This is a genomic window from Crossiella sp. S99.2 (assembly GCF_023094165.1).
GTDB lineage: Bacteria > Actinomycetota > Actinomycetes > Mycobacteriales > Pseudonocardiaceae > Crossiella.
On record NZ_JALMDK010000019.1, the window covers coordinates 120,627 to 139,801 of the forward strand.

A 19,175-nucleotide genomic window follows, 5' to 3' on the forward strand; every position below is an offset into this window, starting at 1 on the left:
CGCTGTCACCACCGGTTGAGGTGCAGGACCTGGTCCAGCGGCTGGCGGGCGGCCGGTGTGAAACCGTCGCCGGTGTAGTGGGCGGTCGGGATCAGCGCGGCCTGGTGCACGGTGGGTGGCAGGCCGAGCAGGTCGGCCACCTCGCGTTCGTACTTCAGGTGCAGGGTGGTCCAGGCGGCGGCCAGGCCCAGGCTGCGGGCGGCGAGCATGTAACTCCAGGCGGCGGGCAGGATGGTGCCCCACAGGCCGGACTGGTTGCCCGCGGGCAACTCGGTGACATCCGGGGTCTCCACGGCCGGAATGACCAGCACCGGTACCCGGCCCATATTCTGGGCGAGGTGCGCGGAACTGGCCCGGACCCGCTGCTGGGTGCGCTGGCGGGCGGGATCCTCGTGTGGCTGGTTGCCCGCGGACTCCGCGGTCTCGAAATACGCCTCGGCCGCGCGCCGGTAGTACTCGCCGATGGCCGCTCGCCGGTCGGCGTCGGTGATCACCAGGAAGTGCCAGCGCTGGGCGTTCGAGCTGCTGGGGGCCTGCAACGCGGTGGTCAGGGCCTGGCGGATGAGGTCGGGGTCGACCGGGCGGTCCAGGTCGAGGCGGCGGCGGACGGTGCGGGTGGTGGTGAGCACTTCGTGCGCGGACAGCTCGGTCATGTGATCAGTATCGGGACCCGGGTTGACCCGGTGGCGTGATCTCGCACTGTGGAACGCCGGGAATAGATCGGCTGCCACTAGGCTTCGGCCCGGAGTTGTTCCGGTCATCGGGGAGGGGCATCGTGGCAACCTGGGACGAGCTGGTCAGCTACGTCCGGTCGGCCTACAAGGTGGTCGATCAGCAGCCGGACGAACTGCGGCTGCTGGTGCGATTCGAGGACGACCGCAGCCAGACCGTGTTGCTGGGCCGGGAGGTGCTCGACGGCAAGCACGAGTGGGTGCAGATCGCCTCGCCGTGCGGCCGGGCCGGGCGGGTTGACCTGCGGGCGCTGCTGGTCGAGGTCGGGCACAACACCGTGGCCGGGGGCGTGGTGATCATGGGTGAGCACGTGGTGCTGCGGCATACGCTACCGCTGGAGAACCTGGACCTCAACGAGTTCACCGAACCGCTGAGCCTGCTCGCGGCCACCGCGGACGAGCTGGAGGAGCAGTTCTCCGGCGAGGACGACGACTACTGAGCCCGCGGCCACCAGTCCCACCCGCACCCCATCGGCGTGCGCCAGACCCCGCACCACTTGGGCCAACTGGTACGCCCACTTGAGCCAAACCGGCGTACCAGTTGGGCCAACTCGCCGTCCACAACGGCCAACACGGCGTCTACAACGGCCAACGCGGGGCGGGTTTAGAGGGGGGCCTGGCGCAGGGCGTCGGAGAGGGCTACCAGTTCGCGCACATCGGCTTCCAGGCCCTCGGCGCGCGGGATTGCCACTGGCACCGCGTGCACCGCGGCCGGGATGCCTGCCGCGTGTGCCCGCAGCGCGGCGCGCAGCTGTTCGGCCAGGGGCAGGCCGGCCCGGCGCGAGCAACCCAGGTACGGGCTGATCCGCACCAGCCCGTCCCGGCATTCGATCACCCGCCGGTAGTAGCGGCGGTGCACCCCGCGTAACCCGTACAGCTCGCGCAGAGTGTTGGCGGGCAAGGACTCCAGCGTGTCCTGCGGGAACCGCTCGTGCAGGATCGTCCACAGTGGATAGAGCCGCCGGTACAGCCGCAGGTGCTGCCACCACACGCCCAGCCCGGCCACCCGCATGCCCGCGGCTGGATAGCACACCCCGGCCAGGAACAGCACGATTCCCAGCAGTACCAGCGTGATCCCGATGTCGACGAACCAGCGCGGCGCGAACCCGCCGGACCAGCGGATCAGCACGGTCGGCAGGAACACCAGGTCCGCGGCCACGATCCCGGCCAGGCCGACCGCGGCCAGCCGCAGCCCGCGGGCCAGCCGGGGTTCGGCGCCGCGGGCGTGCCGCAGGGTCCAGACGCAGGACAGCGTGAAGCCGAACACCACGTAGAGGTTGGAGGTCAGGAAGAACACCGCGATGCTGGTCACCGACTGGTCGTTGGTGTCGGCCGCCGGCGGGGTGAGCGCCGCGGTCACCAGCAGCACCGTCACGGCCACACCCAGTGGCACCGCGCACCAGCGGGCCCGCCGCCGGGCCAGTTCCTCCTCCAGCGCGGAGTGCAGGAAGAACACGATCAGGAAGTTCACCGCGATCAGGAACAGGGAGTGCTGGAGGAACCGGGCGGCCATCGGCGGCAGCCCGAGGAGGGTGACGTGGTCGTTGGCCAGCTCCTGGAACGGGTAGGCCAGCGCCCAGCAGGCGACCACCCCGACGATGGCGCGCAGCCGGATGTCGTGCGGGCGGCGGGCGAGCAGGAACAGCACCCAGGTGAGGGTGAGGTAGGTGGCGATCGGGTAGACCGCGGTCACAACCAGCCCACCGCTTCACCGGAGAGGCTGCGGCTGATCCGCCGCGCGGGCAGCGTGCTGGAGCGCCCGGGGTTGATCCGCCCGGCCACCGCCGACCATTCCAGGATGATGGTGGCCAGCGCCTCGGCCTCGTACTCGGCCGCGGTGGTGTAGTGGGTGCGCCGGTAAAGCGCTTTCTCCGGGGTCGGCTCGTGTCCGGCCAGCAGGTGGCTCAGCTCGTGCAGGATGATGTGATCCTGGTGCGCGGCGGAGGTCTCGGCCTGGAAGTGGATGTGGTCGGCCTCGGCGCCCGCGGTCCACGCGCCGAACGGGCCGGGCACCGGAAACCGGTGCGGCATCAGGTGAATCGCCCGCCCGCGGCGTTCACCGACCCGGCGGCACAGCTCCCGCACGTCCAGTGGTGGCCGCAGGCCCAGCTCCCTGAGCAACCGGCGGCACTCCTGGCGCAACCTGCGTTCGTTCACCAGCCGCGACACGGACGCCATGGTGCCAGCAACATCGCGCGGAGTGGAGGCGTGGCCAGCATGTTTGATGTGGTCCCGGGGGCTTCCCGGCTGCCGCGCACCCGGCTCGCCCCGACCGATGATGCCCCTGACCTGCGCAAAGTCGTCGACTACTCGGGGGTAATGACCATTTAGGACTGTCCACCCGCGGTGATTCTGGCGCAGACTGCCACCCGGTTGGCGGCGGACACATGGCCACATCCTCGAACTACCTGCGAAAAGTGAACTTACGGTCACCGCCGCGCCGTAGTCATTGACCCACGAAGTATCGCGACCTAACGTCTCCCGCCACACGGGGGAACGGGAGCGCCGATGACCACGAACCAGCGCGACCACCCGTCGATCATCCAGGCCGACGGCGAGTATCTGGCCGCCATCGCCACCGGCGGCTTCTATCCCGGCGTCCTGCTTTTCCGCTCCCCGGACCTGGCGCGCTGGGAACAACTCCCGCATCCGCTGGAGCAGGTCGAGCTGCCGGAGTCCGGTGTCCTGCGTGGACCTGACCTGTCCTATGTGGACGGTGTGTACCACCTGCTGTACAGCACGGCGCTCTCCGCGGGCGAGCACGGCTTCGCCGATTCGCCGATCTTCCACGTGCGGGCGCCGTCGCCACATGGCCCCTGGTCGCCGCCGGAGTTGTTGCACGCCAAGGGTTTCCATCCGTCGCTCTACCACGAGTCAGGGCGGTCCTACCTGTTGTGGGCCGAGTGGGACCACCGGCCGGGCCGGGACTCCTCCGGCGGAACCTGGGCGCAGGAGTTCGATCGCGGCGCGCGGCGGCTGACCGGGCGGGCGCATCCGGTGCGCGGGGGTGACCGAGGCGCCCGGCTGCACCGGCGGGCGGGCTGGTACTACCTGGTGGCCGAAGGAATCGCGGTGGCCAGGTCGCCGCACCTGACCGGGCCGTTCCACCCGGATCCGCACGGCGCGCTGGTGGCCGGCGGCGGGCCGGGGTGCCTGGTCGAGGGCCGGGCGGGGGAGTGGTGGCTGACGGCGTGGCCGGCGGACGGGTGCGCGCTGGGGCCGGAAACCGTTGTGCGGGCGGTGGATTGGGCAGGTGACGGGTGGCCGCGGGTCGGTGCACAGCGGCCGCGGATCAGTCCCACCGCACCTGATCCGGCCCACTTGGTCGACGACTTCGACGCCACCGAACTCGCCTTCTGCTGGCAGTCCGTGCGCCGCCCGCCCGACCCCGGCTGGCTCTCGCTCCGCGAACGCCCCGGCTGGCTGCGGCTGCGCGCGGACGAGTCCCCGGCCAGCCGCCACCGGGTCAGCCTGCTCGCCCGCCACCAGCACCAGGACTGCGAGTTCAGCGCCGTGCTCGACGCCCAGCCCACGCATTTCCAGCAGCTGGCCGGGCTGATCCACTACACCGACCACACCCGCTGGCACTGGCTGCACCTCACCCACCACGAGCGGATCGGCCGCTGCCTCGCCGTCCTGACCAGCGAAAACGGTCAGCTGGCTGCCCCGGCCGACCCGCTGCCCTGGCCGAGTGGACCGGTCTGGCTGCGCGCCCTGATCCAGCACGGCGAGCTGCGTTTCACCGCCTCCGCCGACGGCGGGACCTGGACCGGGATCGGCCCGCCGCTGCCGGTCTCGCGCGGCTTCCTCGGGGTGTGCGCGACCGATCTCACCGGGGCGCGGCTGGTGTGCGATGTGGACCGGATGTCGTTGCGCCCGCTAGCCAGCCCCAGGTGAGCGCGGAGCCGATGGTGGCGCCCGCGGACACCGTGCCGGGGCCGATCGCGGCGGCCATCGCGTTGCCCGCGGCGTAGAGGCCGGTGATCGGCGAATCGTCCCAGCGCAAGACCCTGGCGTGCGCGTCCACCCGAGGCCCGCCCTTGGTGCCGACCAGCCCGGCCTGCACCGGCATGGCGAGGAACGGGGGTTCGGTGAGCGGGCCGAGGTTGGGGTGTGGTGCGCCCGGGTCGCCGCCGTGGCGGTCGTAGGCGAAGGCGCCACGAGCGAACGCGGGATCGGCGCCCTGGGCCGCGTGTGTGTTGAACTCGGTGACGGTGGCGGTCAGCGTGGCGGCCGGGATGCCGAGCTGGTCGGCCAGTTCGGGCAGGGTGTCGGCCTGGCGGACGTGCGCGGGCAGCGGCTGGCCGGGGTAGGCCCCGGCGAAGGGGTAGCGGGCGCGGAAGTGCGCGTCGGCGATGGCCCAGGCGGGCAGGTTGCGCGGCAGGCCGGTGACCGGATCGGCTTCGGCGAAGGCGAGTGCGACGTTGTGACTGGACTCGTTGACGAACCGCCGTCCGGCCTGGTTGACCCAGATGACATGCGGCAGCATCCGTTCGGACAGCACCAGTTCCGGCCGCGGCGAGCCGTCCGCCCAGGTCGAACCCTGGCGTACCGGCCAGCTCCACGCCTCACCCAGGTGCGCGAACGCCGCGCCTGCCTGGGCCGCCAGCCGGATCGCCGCGCCCCGGTTGACCGGTGGCGAGACCGGGTGCAGGTAGGGGCCGTGCAGCAGCCGCTCGGCCAGGCCGGCATCGTGCTCGAAGCCGCCGCAGGCCAGGATCACCGCGTCCGCGCCGAGTTCGCCGTAGGGCGTGCGCACCCCGGTCACCCAGTCGCCGTCGAGCCGGAGTCCGGAGACCGGCTGCCCCTTCCGCAGTTGGACGCCGGCTGCCTGACACCCGTGCAGCAGTCCGGCGATCAGGCCCTGGCCCAGGGTGACCTGGCCGGTGGTCATCCGGTACTCGATCAGGCCCTGGGGCAGCTGTCCGCCGGTCATCAGGCCGAGCCCGGCGATCTCCTCGTTCGTCAGCACCATCGGGAAGGCAGCCGGCCAGAACAGGTCGTCCGCCCGGCCCAGCCCACCCAGTTCGACCGGCGCCACCTCGATGTTGCGCCCCCCGGGTTTGCCGCCGGGGGCCTCGGCGAAGGAGTCCGGGGTGCTCATCGGTGTGAACTCGATCGGGCTGTGCGCCTCGACGAACCGGGCCATCCGCGGCGCCGCGTCCACGAACGCGGTGGCCAGCTCGGGTTCCCGGCCCGCGGTGCGGCCCAGCAGGTAGGTCAGCGCGTCCGCCCGGTCGTCGGCCACGCCGAACGCGGCCATCCGGTGGTTGTCCGGCACCCACGCCTGACCACCGGAGACCGCGGTGGTGCCGCCCCAGTGCGGACTGCCCTCCAGCACGGTCACCCTGGCCCCGCCGACCGCCGCGGCCAGTGCCGCGCACAGCCCGGCCGCGCCCGAGCCGATCACCACCACGTCCGTGCTCTCGCTCATGTCCTCGCCCTCGTCCGCCGGGTATCGGATCGTGCGGGCCCGGCGTTGTAGTGCCCATGGAACTCGGTATCTACAGCTTCGGCGACCGCAGCCCCGATCCGGTGACGGGCGAGCAGGTCTCCGTGGCACGGGCCCTGGCCAACCAGCTGGAGCGGATCAAGCTGGCGGACGAGCTGGGCCTGTCCTTCTACGGTCTGGGTGAGCACCACCTGGACCAGTACGCGATCTCCAACCCGGCCACCGTGCTGGCCGCGGCGGCCAGTGTCACCGAGCACATCACGCTCAGCTCCGCGGTCACCGTGCTCAGCACCGAGGACCCGGTCCGGGTCTACCAGCAGTTCACCACGCTGGACCAGCTCAGTCACGGCCGCGCCGAACTGCTGGCCGGTCGCGGCTCGTTCACCGAGTCCTTCCCGCTCTTTGGCGCGGACCTCGGCGACTACGACGAGTTGTTCGAGGAGAAGCTGGCGCTGCTGCTGCGCATCGACCGCGAGGACCCGCTGACCTGGTCCGGCAAGCACCGCACCCGGCTGGAGAACGTGCGAGTGCTGCCCCGACCGTACGGTAGGCGGCTGCGCATCTCCGTGGGCACCGGCGGCAACCCGGAGTCCTCGATCCGCGCGGGCGTGCTCGGCCTGCCCGTGGTGTACGCGGTGATCGGCGGCCAGCCGGAACGGTTCGCGCCGCTGGTGGACCTGTACCGGCGGGCTGGGGCGGCCGCCGAGCACGCGCCGGAGGATCTGCACGTGACCATGGGCGCGATCGGGTTCATCGCGCCGCGTTCGCAGGACGCCAAGGACATTTTCTACCCGTACTGGCTGCAGACGATGAAGTACGGCGCGCGGGCGCGGGGCTGGGCGGTGCCCACCAGGGCCGACTACGACGGGTACACCGAGAACGCGAACGCGCTGTTCACCGGTAGTCCGGAGCAGGTGGCGGAGCGGATCATCAGTGTTGGCAAGCTGGTTGGCGCGAACCGGTACGCGATGCAGATGGACTGGTCCGGGGTGCCGCACGAGCACGTGATGAAGGCGATCGAACTGCTCGGGACCGAGGTGCTGCCGCTGGTCCGGAAGGAGTTCACGGACTGATAGCGCTGCGCTCCACTTTCAAGTTATAGCGGGGTGGGGGGCTTGCGGCAAGGCCCCGGTGGCGGTCCACAATTTCGCCACGTGCGCCGGCTGGTGCGCGTTCGCGATTACCAAGGGGATTTGCCATGCGGGTTCTGCTGTCGACAATCGGGTCGCGCGGCGATGTGCAACCGGTGGTCGCACTGGCGCTGACATTGCGCGAACTCGGGCAGGAGGTGCGGATTGTCGCGCCGCCGGACTTCGGCGAGTGGATCGGCTCGCTCGGGATCCCGTTCACCCCGGTCGGGCCGACGCTGCGGCACAGCGCCCGGCCCGACCCGGGGAAGCCGCAGGTCCCGCCAACCGCCGAGCAGCGCAAGCAGTTGATGGAAGGCACGGTCCGCGATCAGTTCGCCGCACTCGGCGAGGCGGCGCGCGGGTGCGATGTGATCGTGGCCTGGTCGGCGCTGCAGATCGCGGCCGCCTCGGTGGCCGAACACCTGGGAATCCGCTACGTCTATGTCACCTTCTGCCCGAACACCCTGCCCTCGCCGCACCACGGACCGGCCCCATTGGGCAGCCTCGGGCAGAAACCGCCCGAGGATCCGGCGCAATTCGCCGAACTCTGGGCACAGAACGCGGAATTCCTGAACGCGGGCTGGGGCGAGGCACTCAACACCCACCGCGCGGAACTCGGCCTGTCCCCGGTCACCGATGTCCGCGGCTACATGTTCACCGAGCAGCCCTGGCTGGCCGCCGACCCGACCCTGGCGCCCTGGCAGCGGCCCGCCGAACTGGACGTGGTGCAGACCGGCGCGTGGAGCATGCCGGACGAGCGGCCGCTGCCACCGGAGCTGACCGAGTTCCTGGACGCGGGCGAGCCGCCGGTCTTCTTCGGCTTCGGCAGCATGCCCGCACCCGGTGACCTGGGCCAGGAGGTGCTCAAGGCGGCCCGCGCGGTGGGGCGGCGGGCGATCGTCTCCCGCGGCTGGGCCGATGTGGAGCTGATCGAGGACGCGCCGGACTGCCTGTCCGTCGGCGAGGTCAACTACGACGCGCTGTTCCCGCGGGTCGCGGCGGTGGTGCACCACGGCGGTTCCGGCACCAGCACCGCGGTCACCCGCTCCGGCACCCCGCAGGTGATCGTGCCGCAGCTCTACGACCAGCACTACCTCGCCGAGCGGGTGCAAGCCCTGGGCATCGGCTTCGCGCACGCGCCCGGGGCGCCCACGGCGGAATCACTGGTGACGGCACTGGAGTTCGTGCTGCAGCCGGAGATCGCCGAGCGGGGCAGGAAGATCGCGAAGCAGGTCCGCACCGACGGCACCCAGGTCGCAGCGCAACTGCTGCTGGCCGAGACCCAGCAGCCCCGCCCATAACGCGCGCCGTGTTGGCCGTTGTCGTACACAGCCTTGGCCGAACTGGTACCGCTTGGGCCAACTGGTACGCCCGCTTGGGCAAAGTCGGCGTACGGGTTGGCCCAACTCGCCGTCCACAACGGCCAACACAGTGGCGGGGGCTGGCTAGCAGATCCGGCCGACTACCTGGCGCATGATCTGGCAGACGTCGACCAGGGGTTTCTGCTCGGTGGTGGTGGTCGGCGCGGGCTTGCCGGTGAGCTTCTTCTTCGCGGTGGCGGGCTTGGCATCGGGCCGCTGCGGGGGCGCGGGCGGCGGCGCGATCACCGTGGTCACCACGATGATCGTGGTCTCGGTGGACGGCGCGGCGGTGGCGATCGGCGCGAGCTGCGCGGCCGCCATCGCCGGTTCCTCCCGCTCGCCGGGCGGGGCGAAGACCACGATGTAGGCGAAGGCGGCCAGCGCGGAACCCAGTCCGATGAGCACCGGCACGAACCGCCGGATGGCGGGCCGGGCGGCCGCGCGGTGCCGACCCAGCGGCACCGGCAACGGCGTGCGCGACTCGTCGGCCAGCCGGATCCGATCCCGGCCGGCCTGCTTGGCCACCTGGAGCGCGGCGTCCGCGGCCACCACGTAGGAGGTCAGGTCGTCCTCGGGCCGCGGCACCTTGGCACACACCCCGATGGAGGTGGTGACCCGGTCCAGCCGGATGATCCCGCCGTCGGTGCTGGGCGCGTCCACCGCGATCTCCCGCACCCCGGTCCGGATCCGATGCGCCACCGAGAGCGCCTCGGCCGCGTCGGTCTGGCGCAACAGCACCAGGAACTCGTCCCCACCATGCCCGCCATACCGGCCGAGCACATCGGACTCCCGGGTGGAGCGCCGCACGGTGTCCGCCACGGCCTTGATCACCGCGTCGCCCGCGATGTGCCCGAACCGGTCGTTGAACTGTTTGAACCGATCGATGTCGATGACCAGCAACGCCAACGAATCCCGCGCCGCGGCGGCCTGGGCGAGTTCGGCCGGTGCCCGCTCGTCCCAGCCCCAGCGGTCAAGCAGACCGGTGAGGCGGTCGGTGGCGGCGTGGCCACAGGAGTGGCAGGCCGGGTCCACAGGATCGGCGCTCGAACCGGGCGCGGTCATGACTGTGCAAGCCCTCCGTTTGGTGATCAGCACTCGGTGGGGTGTTTGTACCAGCTCCTGTGGGCAAGGGGCTCATGCGTGAGCGGGTGAATCCCGGTTCCACCGAGTGATCACCCAACCGGGTGAGGTCACCCCATACCGAGTGTTGGCCGTTGTCGTACGGGGTGTTGGCGGTTGTGGGACGCCACGTTGGCCGTTGTTGTACGCCATGGGCCGCCGCGACCGGGCGAAGCCCGAACAGGCGGCGGGGCAGATCAAAAGCCGGCATGAGCAGGTTGCGGGGCTGAGTGTGCTGCCGGGGCCGGTTCCAGCGTGGCTCCGAGGGCTCGAACCCCGCTCTCGTACCACTTGGGCCAACTGGCACGCCCACTTGTGCCAACTCGGCGTACCAGTTGGGCCAACTCGCCGTCTACAACGGCCAACTCGCCGTCCATAACGGCCAACTCGCCGTCCATAACGGCCAACACTCGGGGGTGGGGGGTGTGATAGACCTGGGGGGTGGTGGAGTTCAGCTTTCGTGGTCGGTGGGTGGGGCGCGAGGGCGCGATGATCATGGCGATCATCAATCGGACGCCGGATTCGTTTTATGACGGGGGTGCGAACTTCGCCGATGGGGCGGCGATGGCTTCGGTGGCCAAGGCGGTGGCTGAGGGGGCCGACATCATCGATATCGGTGGGGTCAAGGCTGGGCCGGGGACCGAGGTGGGGGTGGCGGAGGAGATTGCCCGGACGGTGCCGTTTCTGGTGGCGGTGCGGGCGGCTTTCCCCGACGTGGTGATCAGTATTGACACCTGGCGGGCTGAGGTCGCGCGGGTGGCCTGTGCCGAGGGGGCGGATCTGGTCAATGACACCTGGGCGGTGGCGGATCCCGCTCTGGTTGAGGTGGCGGCGGAGTTCGGGGCTGGGTTTGTGTGTTCGCACACCGGTGGGCTCACACCTCGGCATCGGCCGTTTCGGGTGCGGTTCACCGACATTGTGGGTGAGGTGATCGCGGAGACCACCTCGCGGGCGGAATCGCTGGTGCGGCAAGGGGTTCCGCGGGCGGGGATCCTGATCGACCCTACGCATGACTTCGGGAAGAACACCTGGCATGGGCTGGAACTACTGCGCCGGGCGGACGAGCTGGTGAACACCGGGTGGCCGGTGTTGATGGCGTTGTCCAACAAGGATTTCATCGGGGAGACCCTGGGCGTGCCGTTGGCGGGGCGGGTGGACGGGACCCTGGCGGCCACCGCCATCGCGGCGTACTCGGGGGCCGCGGTGTTCCGGGCGCACCAGGTCGCGCGCACTCGGACGGTGCTCGATACCGTGGCCACGCTGTTGGCCAACCGGGCAGCGGCTCCGCTGAGCTGAAGGCAGGTCGCGTGGCCATCCTGGACCTCACGCCCGACGAGTTGCTGACCACCACCCGCTCGGTGCGCAAGCGGCTTGACCTGGAACGACCAGTGCCGAGGGAACTGATCGAGGAATGCCTGGAGATCGCGTTGCAGGCGCCGTCGGGCAGCAATCGGCAGGGCTGGCACTGGGTGGTGGTGACTGATCGGGAGCAGCGGGCCGCGATTGGCGAGTACTACCGCCTCGCGGTGGCGAGCTACCTGGAATCGGGCGGGGCGGCGGGCAAGCTCTTCGCCGAGGACCCGGACCGGGCCAAGGTGCAGACCAAGGTGGGCAGCAGCGTGGCCTACCTCGGGGAGAAGATGGGACAGGTGCCGGTGCTGGTCATCCCGTGCCTGCGCGCGCCCGCGCTGGCCGAGGGCAACCAGGCGGGGCTGTGGGGCTCGATCCTGCCCGCGGCGTGGAGTTACATGCTGGCCGCGCGGGCCCGTGGCCTCGGCAGTGCCTGGACCACGTTGCACCTGGAGTACGAGACGGAGATCGCCGGGCTGCTCGGCCTGCCGTCCGATATCCGCCAGGCAGCGCTGATCCCGACCGCCTACGCTGTCGGCACGGACTTCCGCCGGGCCGCCCGCCAGCCGTTGGCCGAGGTGCTGCACTACGACCGCTGGTGAAAATGTCGGCGGCCAGGGGCATGATGAAGTCGCAGGTTCCGGGAACGGTTGAGCAGGTCAGGGGCAGCAGACGTGGCAAGTGAGTTCACGGCGAACATCCTCCAGCGAGTGGCGCAGGCCGAGGCGGCCGTCCAGGCCGCGCGGGCAGACGGCGATGAACACCGCGCCGATCTGCATGAGGCCGATCTGGCCAATCTGAAACGGCTGGCCGGGGAGCACGGGGTCGACCTGAGCCGGGAGTCCTGACCGGCGCGGTGGGTGCTTCGGGAATCGTGCTCGGCGTCGATATCGGGACGTCGAGTGCCAAAGGTGTGCTGACCAGCCGGGATGGCCGGGTGCTGGCGCGGGCGAGCCGGGCGCACGCCCTGGCCACGCCCCGGCCCGGCTGGTTCGAGCACGACGCTGACGCGGTGTGGTGGGCCGATTTCCTCGCGCTCACCCGGGAACTGCTCGGCCAGGCCGAGGAGCCGGTGGCCGCGGTCGCGGTCAGCGGCATCGGGCCCTGTTACCTGCCCGCCGACGGCGCCGGGCGCCCGCTGCGGCCGGCGATCCTCTACGGCGTGGACACCAGGGCCACCGAACAGATCGCCGCGCTCAACGCCGAGCTGGGGGAGCAGCGGATCCTGGCTCGTGGCGGCACCGCGCTGTCCAGCCAGGCCGTCGGGCCCAAGATCCGCTGGGTGGCCGAGCAAGAGCCGGAGATCCACCGGCGCACCGAGCTGTGGTTCATGGCCAGTTCCTACCTGGTGCACCGGCTCACCGGCCGGTTCGTGCTGGACCACCACTCGGCCAGCCAGTGCGACCCGCTCTACGACCTGCACGCCGCCGACTGGGCCCGGGACTGGGCCGAGCTGGTCGCACCAGGGCTGCCACTGCCGGAGTTGTTGTGGCCCACCGAGATCGCGGGCGGGATCACTGCCGAGGCGGCGCGCGAAACCGGGCTGCCGCAAGGGATTCCGGTCACCGCGGGCACGGTGGACGCCTGGGCCGAGGCCACCAGCGTCGGCGTCCGCGACCCCGGCGACACCATGATTATGTACGGCAGCACGCTGTTCCTCGTCCAGGTGCCCGAGCGGCCCGCGCCCGCGCCGGAACTGTGGACCACCCGGGGCGTCTTCCCCGGCACGTACAGCCTGGCGGCCGGGATGGCCACCTCCGGCACCATCACCGACTGGCTGCGCGGCCTGGTCGGCGGCGAGTTCGGCACCCTGGTCGAGGAGGCCGCCCGGGTGCCCGCGGGCAGCAACGGACTGCTGGTGCTGCCCTACTTCGCCGGTGAGCGCACCCCGATCTTCGACCCGGACGCGCGCGGGATCATCGCCGGACTCACCCTGCGGCACGGTCGCGCCGAGCTGTACCGGGCCGCGCTGGAGGGTGTCGCGCACGGCGTCCGGCACAACCTGGCCGCACTGGCCGCCGCCGGTGGCCAGGCCCGGCGGCTGGTCGCGGTGGGCGGTGGCGCGCAGGGCTCGCTGTGGACCCAGATCGTCAGCGATGTCACCGGGTATGCCCAGGAGGTGCCTCGGCACACCATGGGCGCCTGCCTCGGCGACGCGATGCTGGCGGCGGGCGCGCTGGGCGAGGAGGTGGATCCGGGGCGGTGGAATCCGTTGGCGCACACCGTGTCCGTGGATCCGGCGCGGGCGGAGCTGTACGCGGAGTACCACGAGCACTACCTGCGGCTTTATCCGTCCACTATGGACACCGCGCACTTCCTGGCCCGGCGGCAGCGCGAGTCCGGCGCGCAGTGAGGTGCTGGTAAAAATCACCTCATCGGCGGTGGCACACCCGGGTGAGACTGGGCGCCATGGCCATGGACCCGAACATCTCCAAAGCCCGTCTCGCCCTGGGCACCCTGGTGCTGCTGGCGCTGGGCGGCTGCACCCTGGCGTTGATGATCTCCCTGGACGCGGGCGCGTTCCTGGCCCGCACCCTGCCCATCGTGGTCATGATCGGTGCCGCGGTGGCGGCCAACTCGATGGGCTGGTTCAACAAGAAGGTCAGGGACTGACCGCCCTGGCCACCTCGACCCAGCGCGGTTCCGGACCGCGGTGGGCGGCCGTGCACTGCACCGCGAAGGCGGCCACCACCCGGCCCGAGGTCAGCACGAACTCCACACCCCTGGACCCTTCCTGGACCTCGGCCACCTCGGCGACCGGGAACACCCGCGTCCCCCAGGGATTGACCACCCGCACCCGCCCGTCGGCCAGTTCGATGCGCGCGCGGAAGGCCGACCAGGCCGCCAGCCCCAGGCCCAGGTAGAGCACCCCGACCCAGAACCACTCCTCGGCGGGCATGCCGTGCTGCTGCCAGTCCGGGTTGGGCAGCAGCGAGGGCACCAGCAGGAACGGCGCCAGTGCCACCGGCAGCACCACCGTCAGCAGGCGGACCCACCACCGCACCCGCCACACCCGAACCGCGCCAAGTTCCCCAGTCATATCGGCATTCTCGCAGGTCCCGCCTACGCTCCTGGTGGCGCGGGTGCGTGCGCGACGCCGAAGGCCCCCCACACCAGCGGGGTCAGCTCCGGCGCCCCGGTCGAGTCCCAGCCCTCGGCCTGGGTGCGTTGCCAGGCATTGAGCGCCGCAACGGGATCCGGCTGCTCCTGGGCCTCGTGCACGGCCAGCACCGCCGCGCTCAGCACGCCCTGGGCCGGCGGCCGGAAGCCGGGGAACAGCCGGGTCAGACCTGCGTCGGTGGGCAGAACCCAGCGGGTGGCGGTCACGTACTCGGCCCCGCCGTGCACCAGCGCGGCGACCAGGCCGGAGGGCTCGGCGTAGCGATGGTCGCCGCCGCTCTCGCAGGCGATCAGGGCGGTGCGGTTGGGGATCCGCCAGCCGAGCAGGTCGGCGGCGGTGACCGGGCCCTGGGCCAGGTGCAGGCGGGCGTCCAGGGCGTGCGCGGCGGTGGTGACGTGGCCGACGTAGAGGAACCGGCCCGCCTCGGCCAGCGCCGGGCGCAGTGTGTCGCGGTCCAGGACCTCCAGTGCCGCAAGGGATTCCGGCACCTGGCCGAGGACCCGGCCGAGCGGGGTGGGCGGGTCCACCACCGCGGCCACCGGTCCGGCGCCGGGGGAGACCCGGCGGGCGACGGCGTTGCGCACGGTGGCCGGGGTGAGGATGGAGACCTTCGCGGTGTGCACGAAGCGTTCCTCCTCTTCCATCCGCAGCGATTCCCAGGGCACCTGGGCGGTGGACGGGGACGGCTGGATGCGCACGTGCAGCGGGCCCCGCTGGTGCGCCGCGTGCAGCTCCCGGCCCAGCTGGGACGGGAAGAGCACGCCGGTCAGCTGCCAGGACAGCGCGCGTTCACGGTCCCGGTCGGTCAGCGCGCCGTGGGCCAGCGCCCTGGTCAGCGCCTGGTGCGCGGACTCGCCGGGACGCGGGGTGGGCAGCGCCGCGGCCAGTTCGGCCAGTGGCGGGCCGACCCGGTCCCTGGGCAGGATCAGCGCACGGGGATGCTCCGGATCGTGTTCCCAGCGCCAGCTGATGTACAGCTCGCCCGCGTCGACGTAGGTCACCTGGACGGTGGTCACCACGAGCGCACCACCTCCGCCGAGCGCACCTGGATGCCGTAGCGCTGCTCGGCCAGGTCCAGCCACGGATCCAGCGGCGAGGGCACCGCGGTGTTGGCCCGGACCCGGGGCGGCAGCAGCAGTTCCGGCACCGGCAGCGGCTCGCCCTCGCCCGCGGCGACCAGGGCCAGATCCTGCGGGGTGGGCAGGGACAGCAGCGCGGAGTGGTCGATCTCGGCGGGTTCGGCGGACTGGCCGGGCAGGGACACCGCAGCGGCCAGGTGGTCCAGGTAGGCCACGATCAGCTGTTCGTCCAGGGTGGCGCCGATGGCGACCAGGGCGGCCTTGGTGGCCGGGGCGGCGGCCTGCGCGATCCAGCGTTCCCGCATCGGACCGGCGCGGAAGCGGCGGCGGGCGGCCTCGGCGGCCAGCGCGGCGGGCAGGGCCAGGTCCAGCGCGGGGGCGACCAGCTCCGCCGGGGGCACGCCGTGCGCGGCGCGGCGGTGCAGGGCGCCCGAGCGCCAGGAGTCCAGGGTCAGCGCCATGTGCCACATGCCGTTGTCCACGCACAGCGCCCGCGCCTGGTCCAGGCACTCGTCGGCCTTGGCGAACTCGGCCAGCGACTCATAGGCGTTGCCGCGCACCGACAACACCCCCGACAGGATCCGCGGCGAGTCCACCGGCACATCGGCCAGCAGCCGCAAGGTCTCCCGCGGGCGGGACTGGGTGACCGCGATGGCCGCGCGGCCGAACTGGCTGACCACCCGGTGCCAGGGATCGGTGCCCAGCCGCGCCGCCGCGGTGTAGTGCGTCAGCGCTTCCTCGTCCCGGCCGGCCAGGTGGGCGAGCCTGCCGAGGCTGTTCAGCGCGACCGCCTCGCCGTCGCCCTCGCCGATCGCGGCGAACAACTCCCGGGCCAGGTGCAGGTGTTCCACGGCGGTGACCTGATCCCCGGTGCCGTCGGCGATATCGGCCAGCGCCTGGTGCACGTTCGGGATCAGTGTCGGCGCGGACCGCTCGGCCAGGGTCAGGGCCTGCTCGGCGTCGGCGGCGGCCTCGGCGTAGTCACCGGCGGCGGCCAGCACGGAGGCCCTGGTGCTCAGGAAGGCGGCCTGGCCCTGTTCCTGGGGGAGCGGGAACCAGGTGATGGCATCAAGTCCGGCGTCGAGCACCTGCCGGGCCTGGGTGAAATCGGCGTGGTGGCGCAAGGCGTGGGCCAGCTGGACCAGCCAGGTGAGCAGGTTGCCGAGCACGGGCTGCGCGGTGTCGTTGGCCGGTTCCAGGTCCAGTGACCGCCGCAGGTCGGCGAGCGGTTCCTGCCATTCGCCGGTGTTGAGCACGGTCATCGCGCGCACGGCGAACAGGGTGGCGCGCAAGGACACCGTGCCGAACTCATCGCCTACCAGGGCCTCGCACTCGTGGGTCAGCTCGATCGCGGTGTTGACCAGGTCGATCGCCTCCTGGCCCTCGGCGAGACCGGCCAGGTTGATCAGCGTCTGGGCCCGCCTGGCCAGTGCCTCGGGATCATCGGGTGCGGTCAGGGTCAGCTCGTATGCCTTGCGCACCAACCGGTTCGCCGCCGCCAGGTTGCCCCGGCCGGCCTGCAGCGCGCCCTTGTTGTGCAGCTTCTTCCACTTCTGCCAGCGTGGTCCGGCGGGAGTGGTCACAGCAGTCGCCCGGCGCGTTCGGTCAGGGTGGCGGCCGGATCATCCAAGCGGCCCAAGGCAAACCGCACCAGTGCGGCGCGGCGGGCCGGGGCGGCCGGATCCGGGGGAGTGGGTTCGGCGAACTCCGGCGCGTACACGGTGAGCACCCGCTGGTCGGCGGGCAGCAGCAATACGTTGGCGGGCAACGGAATCGAGCCGGTCAGCTCGCCGCTCGGGGTGGGTTCCAGGTCCAGTTTGACCGGCCCGAACCGCGCGGCCAGCCGCGGTGGGAAGCCGCCGGGGCTGGGTGGGATGGAGGCTTCCAGCACGGAGATCCCGTTGCGGCGCAGGATGATCCAGCTCGCCTCGGCGACCGCGTCCACCGCGCCCGCGGGCACCAGCGACCAGTCCACCGGCGCGGAACCCCGTTGCACCACCAGGCCATCAGGCGTGCCACCGCCACTGGCGGCGAGCGCGTAGTCATCCCGCCGGGCCAGGGCCGCCGGTGCGGGCGCCTGGACGCCGAAGTCCTCGGCCAGTCCGGCCAGCCGCCCGGCCAGCGCGAGTGCCTCGGCGTGCAGGGTTTCGTTGGCGGACAAGGCTTCCAGCGGGAGTGGCAGCAAGCCGGACAGTGCGCGGTCGGTGGCGTGCTCGTCGTCGAGCAGGTGGCTGACCGCGTGCGTGGCCAGCGCGTGCTCGGCGGCCAGCAACGCCGGGTGCAGCGGCGGCACCCCGGCGACACTGGAGGCAGGCCACCAGGACCGGGCCCAGTTCAGGCAGGCCAGCCGGTGCACGGCGGCCAGCACCGCGGGCTCGGCCAGTTCCCACCGCCAGGCGGCGGCGCGGTCGGGCGCGTGCACCTCGGTGACCGGATCCGGTGCGCCCAGCAGGTCCCAGGACACCAGCGCGCCCGCGGCCTCCACCAGCGCGGTCTGCTCGGGATGGGTCATGCCGCACCCGCCCTGGTCAGCGCCGCGCGCAGCTGGTCCCGCTGGTCCATGATCACCGAGCGCAGCACCCCGTCCAGCAGATCCCACACCTGTTCGGCGGTGACCTCCTCAGCACGCAGCTCCCGGCCGTGCAACCGCACCCACAACCGACGCAGATAGGCTTGGCGCACCCCAAAAACGTCCGCGCGCGAGCGAGCAGGCACCTCGGCCGCGGGCAGTCGCTGCACCCGCCGCACGTACGCCTCGCGTTGCCAGCGGGCCCGCAGCCGGGTGGCCGCGCCGGGGGCGGCCGGACCGTCGGCGTCCAGGCCGTCGGTGGCGTCCCGGCCCAGCACCAGCACCACCCGGCTGACCTCCTCGGCCAGCTGCCAGGGCTGCGCGCAGCGGTGGATCTCCTGTCGTACCAACGCGGGCACCTCGGCCATCGCCTCCCGGTGGTAGGCGCTGGTGAAGGCGGCGAAGAGGCGTTCCAGGATCGAGCGGTCCAGTGGTTTGGGCAGCTGTTTCTTGGACGCGGTGCTGCCCAGCGCGGGCGGGATCAGCCGCTCGTGGTCGGTGAGCCCGTAGCCCAGCGCCACCCCCGGCCGCTCCACCTCGGCCGACTCGTGCGTGCCCGCGCGATCGCGCACCAGCGTGGCGAACAGCGTGGCATCCGGGGCATCGGCGCTGGTGGCCAGGAAATCGGCGGGCCGGGCAGCGGGTGCGGTGCGTTGCCGGGGCGCGGGCCAGGTCCGGCTGAGCAGCGCGGTCAGCTCGGGGGCGTGCGTACGCACGAACTCGCGCAACTCGGTGACGGTGAGCCGGCCGCCGGGCTGGTGGATCTCGGCGATGGTGCCGGTGGCGATCCGGTCGGCGTCCGGCCGGGTGTCCGGGGCGCCGTACTCGGTGGCCAGCTCGTAGCACCGCTGGAAGTACAGGTCCTGCGGGTTGCCCTCGGTGATCTTGGCTCGCCGCCGCGCCTTCTTGAGCAGGGTGAACCAGCCCGCGGTGGCCACCAGCGCCGGTCCGGCCGCGGCCAGCACCGCGCGCAGCTCCTCGGCGTGCTCGGCGCGCACCGAGACCCCGGCGAAGCGCGGATTGTGCGTCGGCCGCAGCACCAGCGGGTCCAGGATCAGCTTCTCCGTGCGCACCAGCGGACGGCCAAGGCCGTTGCTCAGCGGCGCCACCGCCGGACCCAGCTCCGCCCAGGCCTGAGTGAGCACCTGCCCCCGGGACACCGTTGTCACCATCCCCATCCCCATACCGGCAAGCCTAGGGGCTGACGGCGACGGTCCAGCCGATGGCGGCAAAGTTGTGATCGGTAGCCGGCGCCCGGGCTCG

General features: G+C 71.9%; 19 protein-coding genes. 9 read left to right on the forward strand and 10 right to left on the reverse strand.

What is annotated here, in order from left to right; all coding sequences use genetic code 11:
- Window positions 1-5: 5 nt before the first annotated feature.
- Window positions 6-653 (reverse strand): nitroreductase family protein, encoded by a 648-nt coding sequence (locus MZC64_RS43335; RefSeq protein ID WP_247765306.1) that lies wholly within the window; start codon window positions 651-653, stop codon window positions 6-8.
- 122 nt (window positions 654-775) lie between these two features.
- Between MZC64_RS43335 and MZC64_RS43340 the strand changes: the two genes are divergently transcribed.
- Window positions 776-1,171 carry a YbjN domain-containing protein gene (locus tag MZC64_RS43340; RefSeq protein ID WP_247765305.1) on the forward strand — a complete coding sequence of 132 codons (396 nt, stop codon included), beginning with the start codon at window positions 776-778 and terminating at the stop codon, window positions 1,169-1,171.
- Window positions 1,172-1,335: 164 nt separating this feature from the next.
- On the opposite strand, the gene MZC64_RS43345 is transcribed toward MZC64_RS43340, so the two are convergent.
- Both MZC64_RS43345 and MZC64_RS43350 read right to left on the reverse strand, forming a co-directional pair.
- The gene (locus tag MZC64_RS43345) at window positions 1,336-2,424 is read right to left on the reverse strand and encodes an MAB_1171c family putative transporter (RefSeq protein ID WP_247765304.1); all 1,089 of its coding nucleotides are present in this window, start codon (window positions 2,422-2,424) and stop codon (window positions 1,336-1,338) included.
- On the reverse strand, window positions 2,421-2,888 hold the full coding sequence (locus tag MZC64_RS43350; RefSeq protein WP_247765394.1) for a hypothetical protein: 468 nt from the start codon (window positions 2,886-2,888) through the stop codon (window positions 2,421-2,423). Before MZC64_RS43350 ends, MZC64_RS43345 begins: the two co-directional genes overlap by 4 nt.
- Window positions 2,889-3,239: 351 nt before the next feature.
- On the opposite strand from MZC64_RS43350, the gene MZC64_RS43355 reads away from it, so the two are divergent.
- Complete coding sequence (locus MZC64_RS43355; protein WP_247765303.1) at window positions 3,240-4,628, forward strand: family 43 glycosylhydrolase; 1,389 nt, start codon at window positions 3,240-3,242, stop codon at window positions 4,626-4,628.
- Here the strand turns inward: MZC64_RS43355 and MZC64_RS43360 are convergent.
- Window positions 4,561-6,165, reverse strand: coding sequence for an FAD-dependent oxidoreductase (locus MZC64_RS43360; protein WP_247765302.1), 1,605 nt, complete (start codon window positions 6,163-6,165; stop codon window positions 4,561-4,563). The genes MZC64_RS43355 and MZC64_RS43360 overlap by 68 nt on opposite strands.
- A 56-nt stretch (window positions 6,166-6,221) precedes the next feature.
- Here MZC64_RS43360 and MZC64_RS43365 point away from each other — a divergent pair, with 56 nt between their 5' ends.
- Window positions 6,222-7,256 carry an LLM class flavin-dependent oxidoreductase gene (locus tag MZC64_RS43365; RefSeq protein ID WP_247765301.1) on the forward strand — a complete coding sequence of 345 codons (1,035 nt, stop codon included), beginning with the start codon at window positions 6,222-6,224 and terminating at the stop codon, window positions 7,254-7,256.
- Between the two features lie 125 nt (window positions 7,257-7,381).
- The gene (locus tag MZC64_RS43370; RefSeq protein ID WP_247765300.1) at window positions 7,382-8,614 is read left to right on the forward strand and encodes a glycosyltransferase; all 1,233 of its coding nucleotides are present in this window, start codon (window positions 7,382-7,384) and stop codon (window positions 8,612-8,614) included.
- Window positions 8,615-8,758: 144 nt separating this feature from the next.
- On the opposite strand, the gene MZC64_RS43375 is transcribed toward MZC64_RS43370, so the two are convergent.
- Window positions 8,759-9,736 (reverse strand): GGDEF domain-containing protein, encoded by a 978-nt coding sequence (locus MZC64_RS43375; protein WP_247765299.1) that lies wholly within the window; start codon window positions 9,734-9,736, stop codon window positions 8,759-8,761.
- Window positions 9,737-10,288: 552 nt separating this feature from the next.
- On the opposite strand from MZC64_RS43375, the gene folP reads away from it, so the two are divergent.
- The 5 genes from folP to MZC64_RS43400 all read left to right on the forward strand — a co-directional run bounded on the left by folP (window position 10,289) and on the right by MZC64_RS43400 (window position 13,756).
- On the forward strand, window positions 10,289-11,089 hold the full coding sequence (gene folP, locus MZC64_RS43380) for a dihydropteroate synthase (RefSeq protein WP_247797788.1): 801 nt from the start codon (window positions 10,289-10,291) through the stop codon (window positions 11,087-11,089).
- An 11-nt stretch (window positions 11,090-11,100) separates the two neighbouring features.
- Window positions 11,101-11,745, forward strand: coding sequence for a nitroreductase family protein (locus MZC64_RS43385; RefSeq protein WP_247765287.1), 645 nt, complete (start codon window positions 11,101-11,103; stop codon window positions 11,743-11,745).
- Between the two features lie 72 nt (window positions 11,746-11,817).
- The gene (locus MZC64_RS43390; RefSeq protein WP_247765286.1) at window positions 11,818-11,991 is read left to right on the forward strand and encodes a hypothetical protein; all 174 of its coding nucleotides are present in this window, start codon (window positions 11,818-11,820) and stop codon (window positions 11,989-11,991) included.
- An 8-nt stretch (window positions 11,992-11,999) separates the two neighbouring features.
- On the forward strand, window positions 12,000-13,496 hold the full coding sequence (locus MZC64_RS43395; RefSeq protein WP_247765285.1) for an FGGY-family carbohydrate kinase: 1,497 nt from the start codon (window positions 12,000-12,002) through the stop codon (window positions 13,494-13,496).
- A 56-nt stretch (window positions 13,497-13,552) separates the two neighbouring features.
- A complete protein-coding gene (locus tag MZC64_RS43400) occupies window positions 13,553-13,756 on the forward strand; it encodes a hypothetical protein (protein ID WP_247765284.1) in 204 nt (67 codons plus the stop codon).
- Here the strand turns inward: MZC64_RS43400 and MZC64_RS43405 are convergent.
- Genes MZC64_RS43405 through MZC64_RS43425 form a run of 5 tightly spaced genes read right to left on the reverse strand, consistent with a single transcriptional unit; the run spans window position 13,746 to window position 19,072 of the window.
- Window positions 13,746-14,183, reverse strand: a complete 438-nt coding sequence (locus tag MZC64_RS43405) for a PH domain-containing protein (protein ID WP_247765283.1) — start codon at window positions 14,181-14,183, stop codon at window positions 13,746-13,748. The genes MZC64_RS43400 and MZC64_RS43405 overlap by 11 nt on opposite strands.
- A 23-nt stretch (window positions 14,184-14,206) precedes the next feature.
- Window positions 14,207-15,280: a CHAT domain-containing protein gene (locus MZC64_RS43410; RefSeq protein WP_247765282.1), complete on the reverse strand. Its 1,074-nt coding sequence runs from the start codon at window positions 15,278-15,280 to the stop codon at window positions 14,207-14,209.
- Window positions 15,277-16,926 (reverse strand): tetratricopeptide repeat protein, encoded by a 1,650-nt coding sequence (locus MZC64_RS43415; RefSeq protein ID WP_247765281.1) that lies wholly within the window; start codon window positions 16,924-16,926, stop codon window positions 15,277-15,279. Before MZC64_RS43415 ends, MZC64_RS43410 begins: the two co-directional genes overlap by 4 nt.
- Window positions 16,923-17,855: a hypothetical protein gene (locus MZC64_RS43420; protein ID WP_247765280.1), complete on the reverse strand. Its 933-nt coding sequence runs from the start codon at window positions 17,853-17,855 to the stop codon at window positions 16,923-16,925. Before MZC64_RS43420 ends, MZC64_RS43415 begins: the two co-directional genes overlap by 4 nt.
- Window positions 17,852-19,072: a hypothetical protein gene (locus tag MZC64_RS43425; protein ID WP_247765279.1), complete on the reverse strand. Its 1,221-nt coding sequence runs from the start codon at window positions 19,070-19,072 to the stop codon at window positions 17,852-17,854. The genes MZC64_RS43420 and MZC64_RS43425 overlap by 4 nt, the downstream gene beginning before the upstream one ends.
- Window positions 19,073-19,175: the final 103 nt, after the last annotated feature.

Excerpts from the sequence above, each read along its gene's own strand:
- MZC64_RS43360 (WP_247765302.1), bottom strand. The coding sequence starts at position 6,165 with ATGAGCGAGAGCACGGACGTGGTGGTGATCGGCTCGGGCGCGGCCGGG.
- MZC64_RS43375 (WP_247765299.1), bottom strand. The coding sequence starts at position 9,736 with ATGACCGCGCCCGGTTCGAGCGCCGATCCTGTGGACCCGGCCTGCCAC.
- MZC64_RS43405 (WP_247765283.1), bottom strand. The coding sequence starts at position 14,183 with ATGACTGGGGAACTTGGCGCGGTTCGGGTGTGGCGGGTGCGGTGGTGG.
- MZC64_RS43355 (WP_247765303.1), top strand. The coding sequence starts at position 3,240 with ATGACCACGAACCAGCGCGACCACCCGTCGATCATCCAGGCCGACGGC.
- folP (WP_247797788.1), top strand. The coding sequence starts at position 10,289 with ATGGCGATCATCAATCGGACGCCGGATTCGTTTTATGACGGGGGTGCG.
- MZC64_RS43335 (WP_247765306.1), bottom strand. The coding sequence starts at position 653 with ATGACCGAGCTGTCCGCGCACGAAGTGCTCACCACCACCCGCACCGTC.
- MZC64_RS43365 (WP_247765301.1), top strand. The coding sequence starts at position 6,222 with ATGGAACTCGGTATCTACAGCTTCGGCGACCGCAGCCCCGATCCGGTG.
- MZC64_RS43370 (WP_247765300.1), top strand. The coding sequence starts at position 7,382 with ATGCGGGTTCTGCTGTCGACAATCGGGTCGCGCGGCGATGTGCAACCG.
- MZC64_RS43400 (WP_247765284.1), top strand. The coding sequence starts at position 13,553 with ATGGCCATGGACCCGAACATCTCCAAAGCCCGTCTCGCCCTGGGCACC.
- MZC64_RS43420 (WP_247765280.1), bottom strand. The coding sequence starts at position 17,855 with ATGACCCATCCCGAGCAGACCGCGCTGGTGGAGGCCGCGGGCGCGCTG.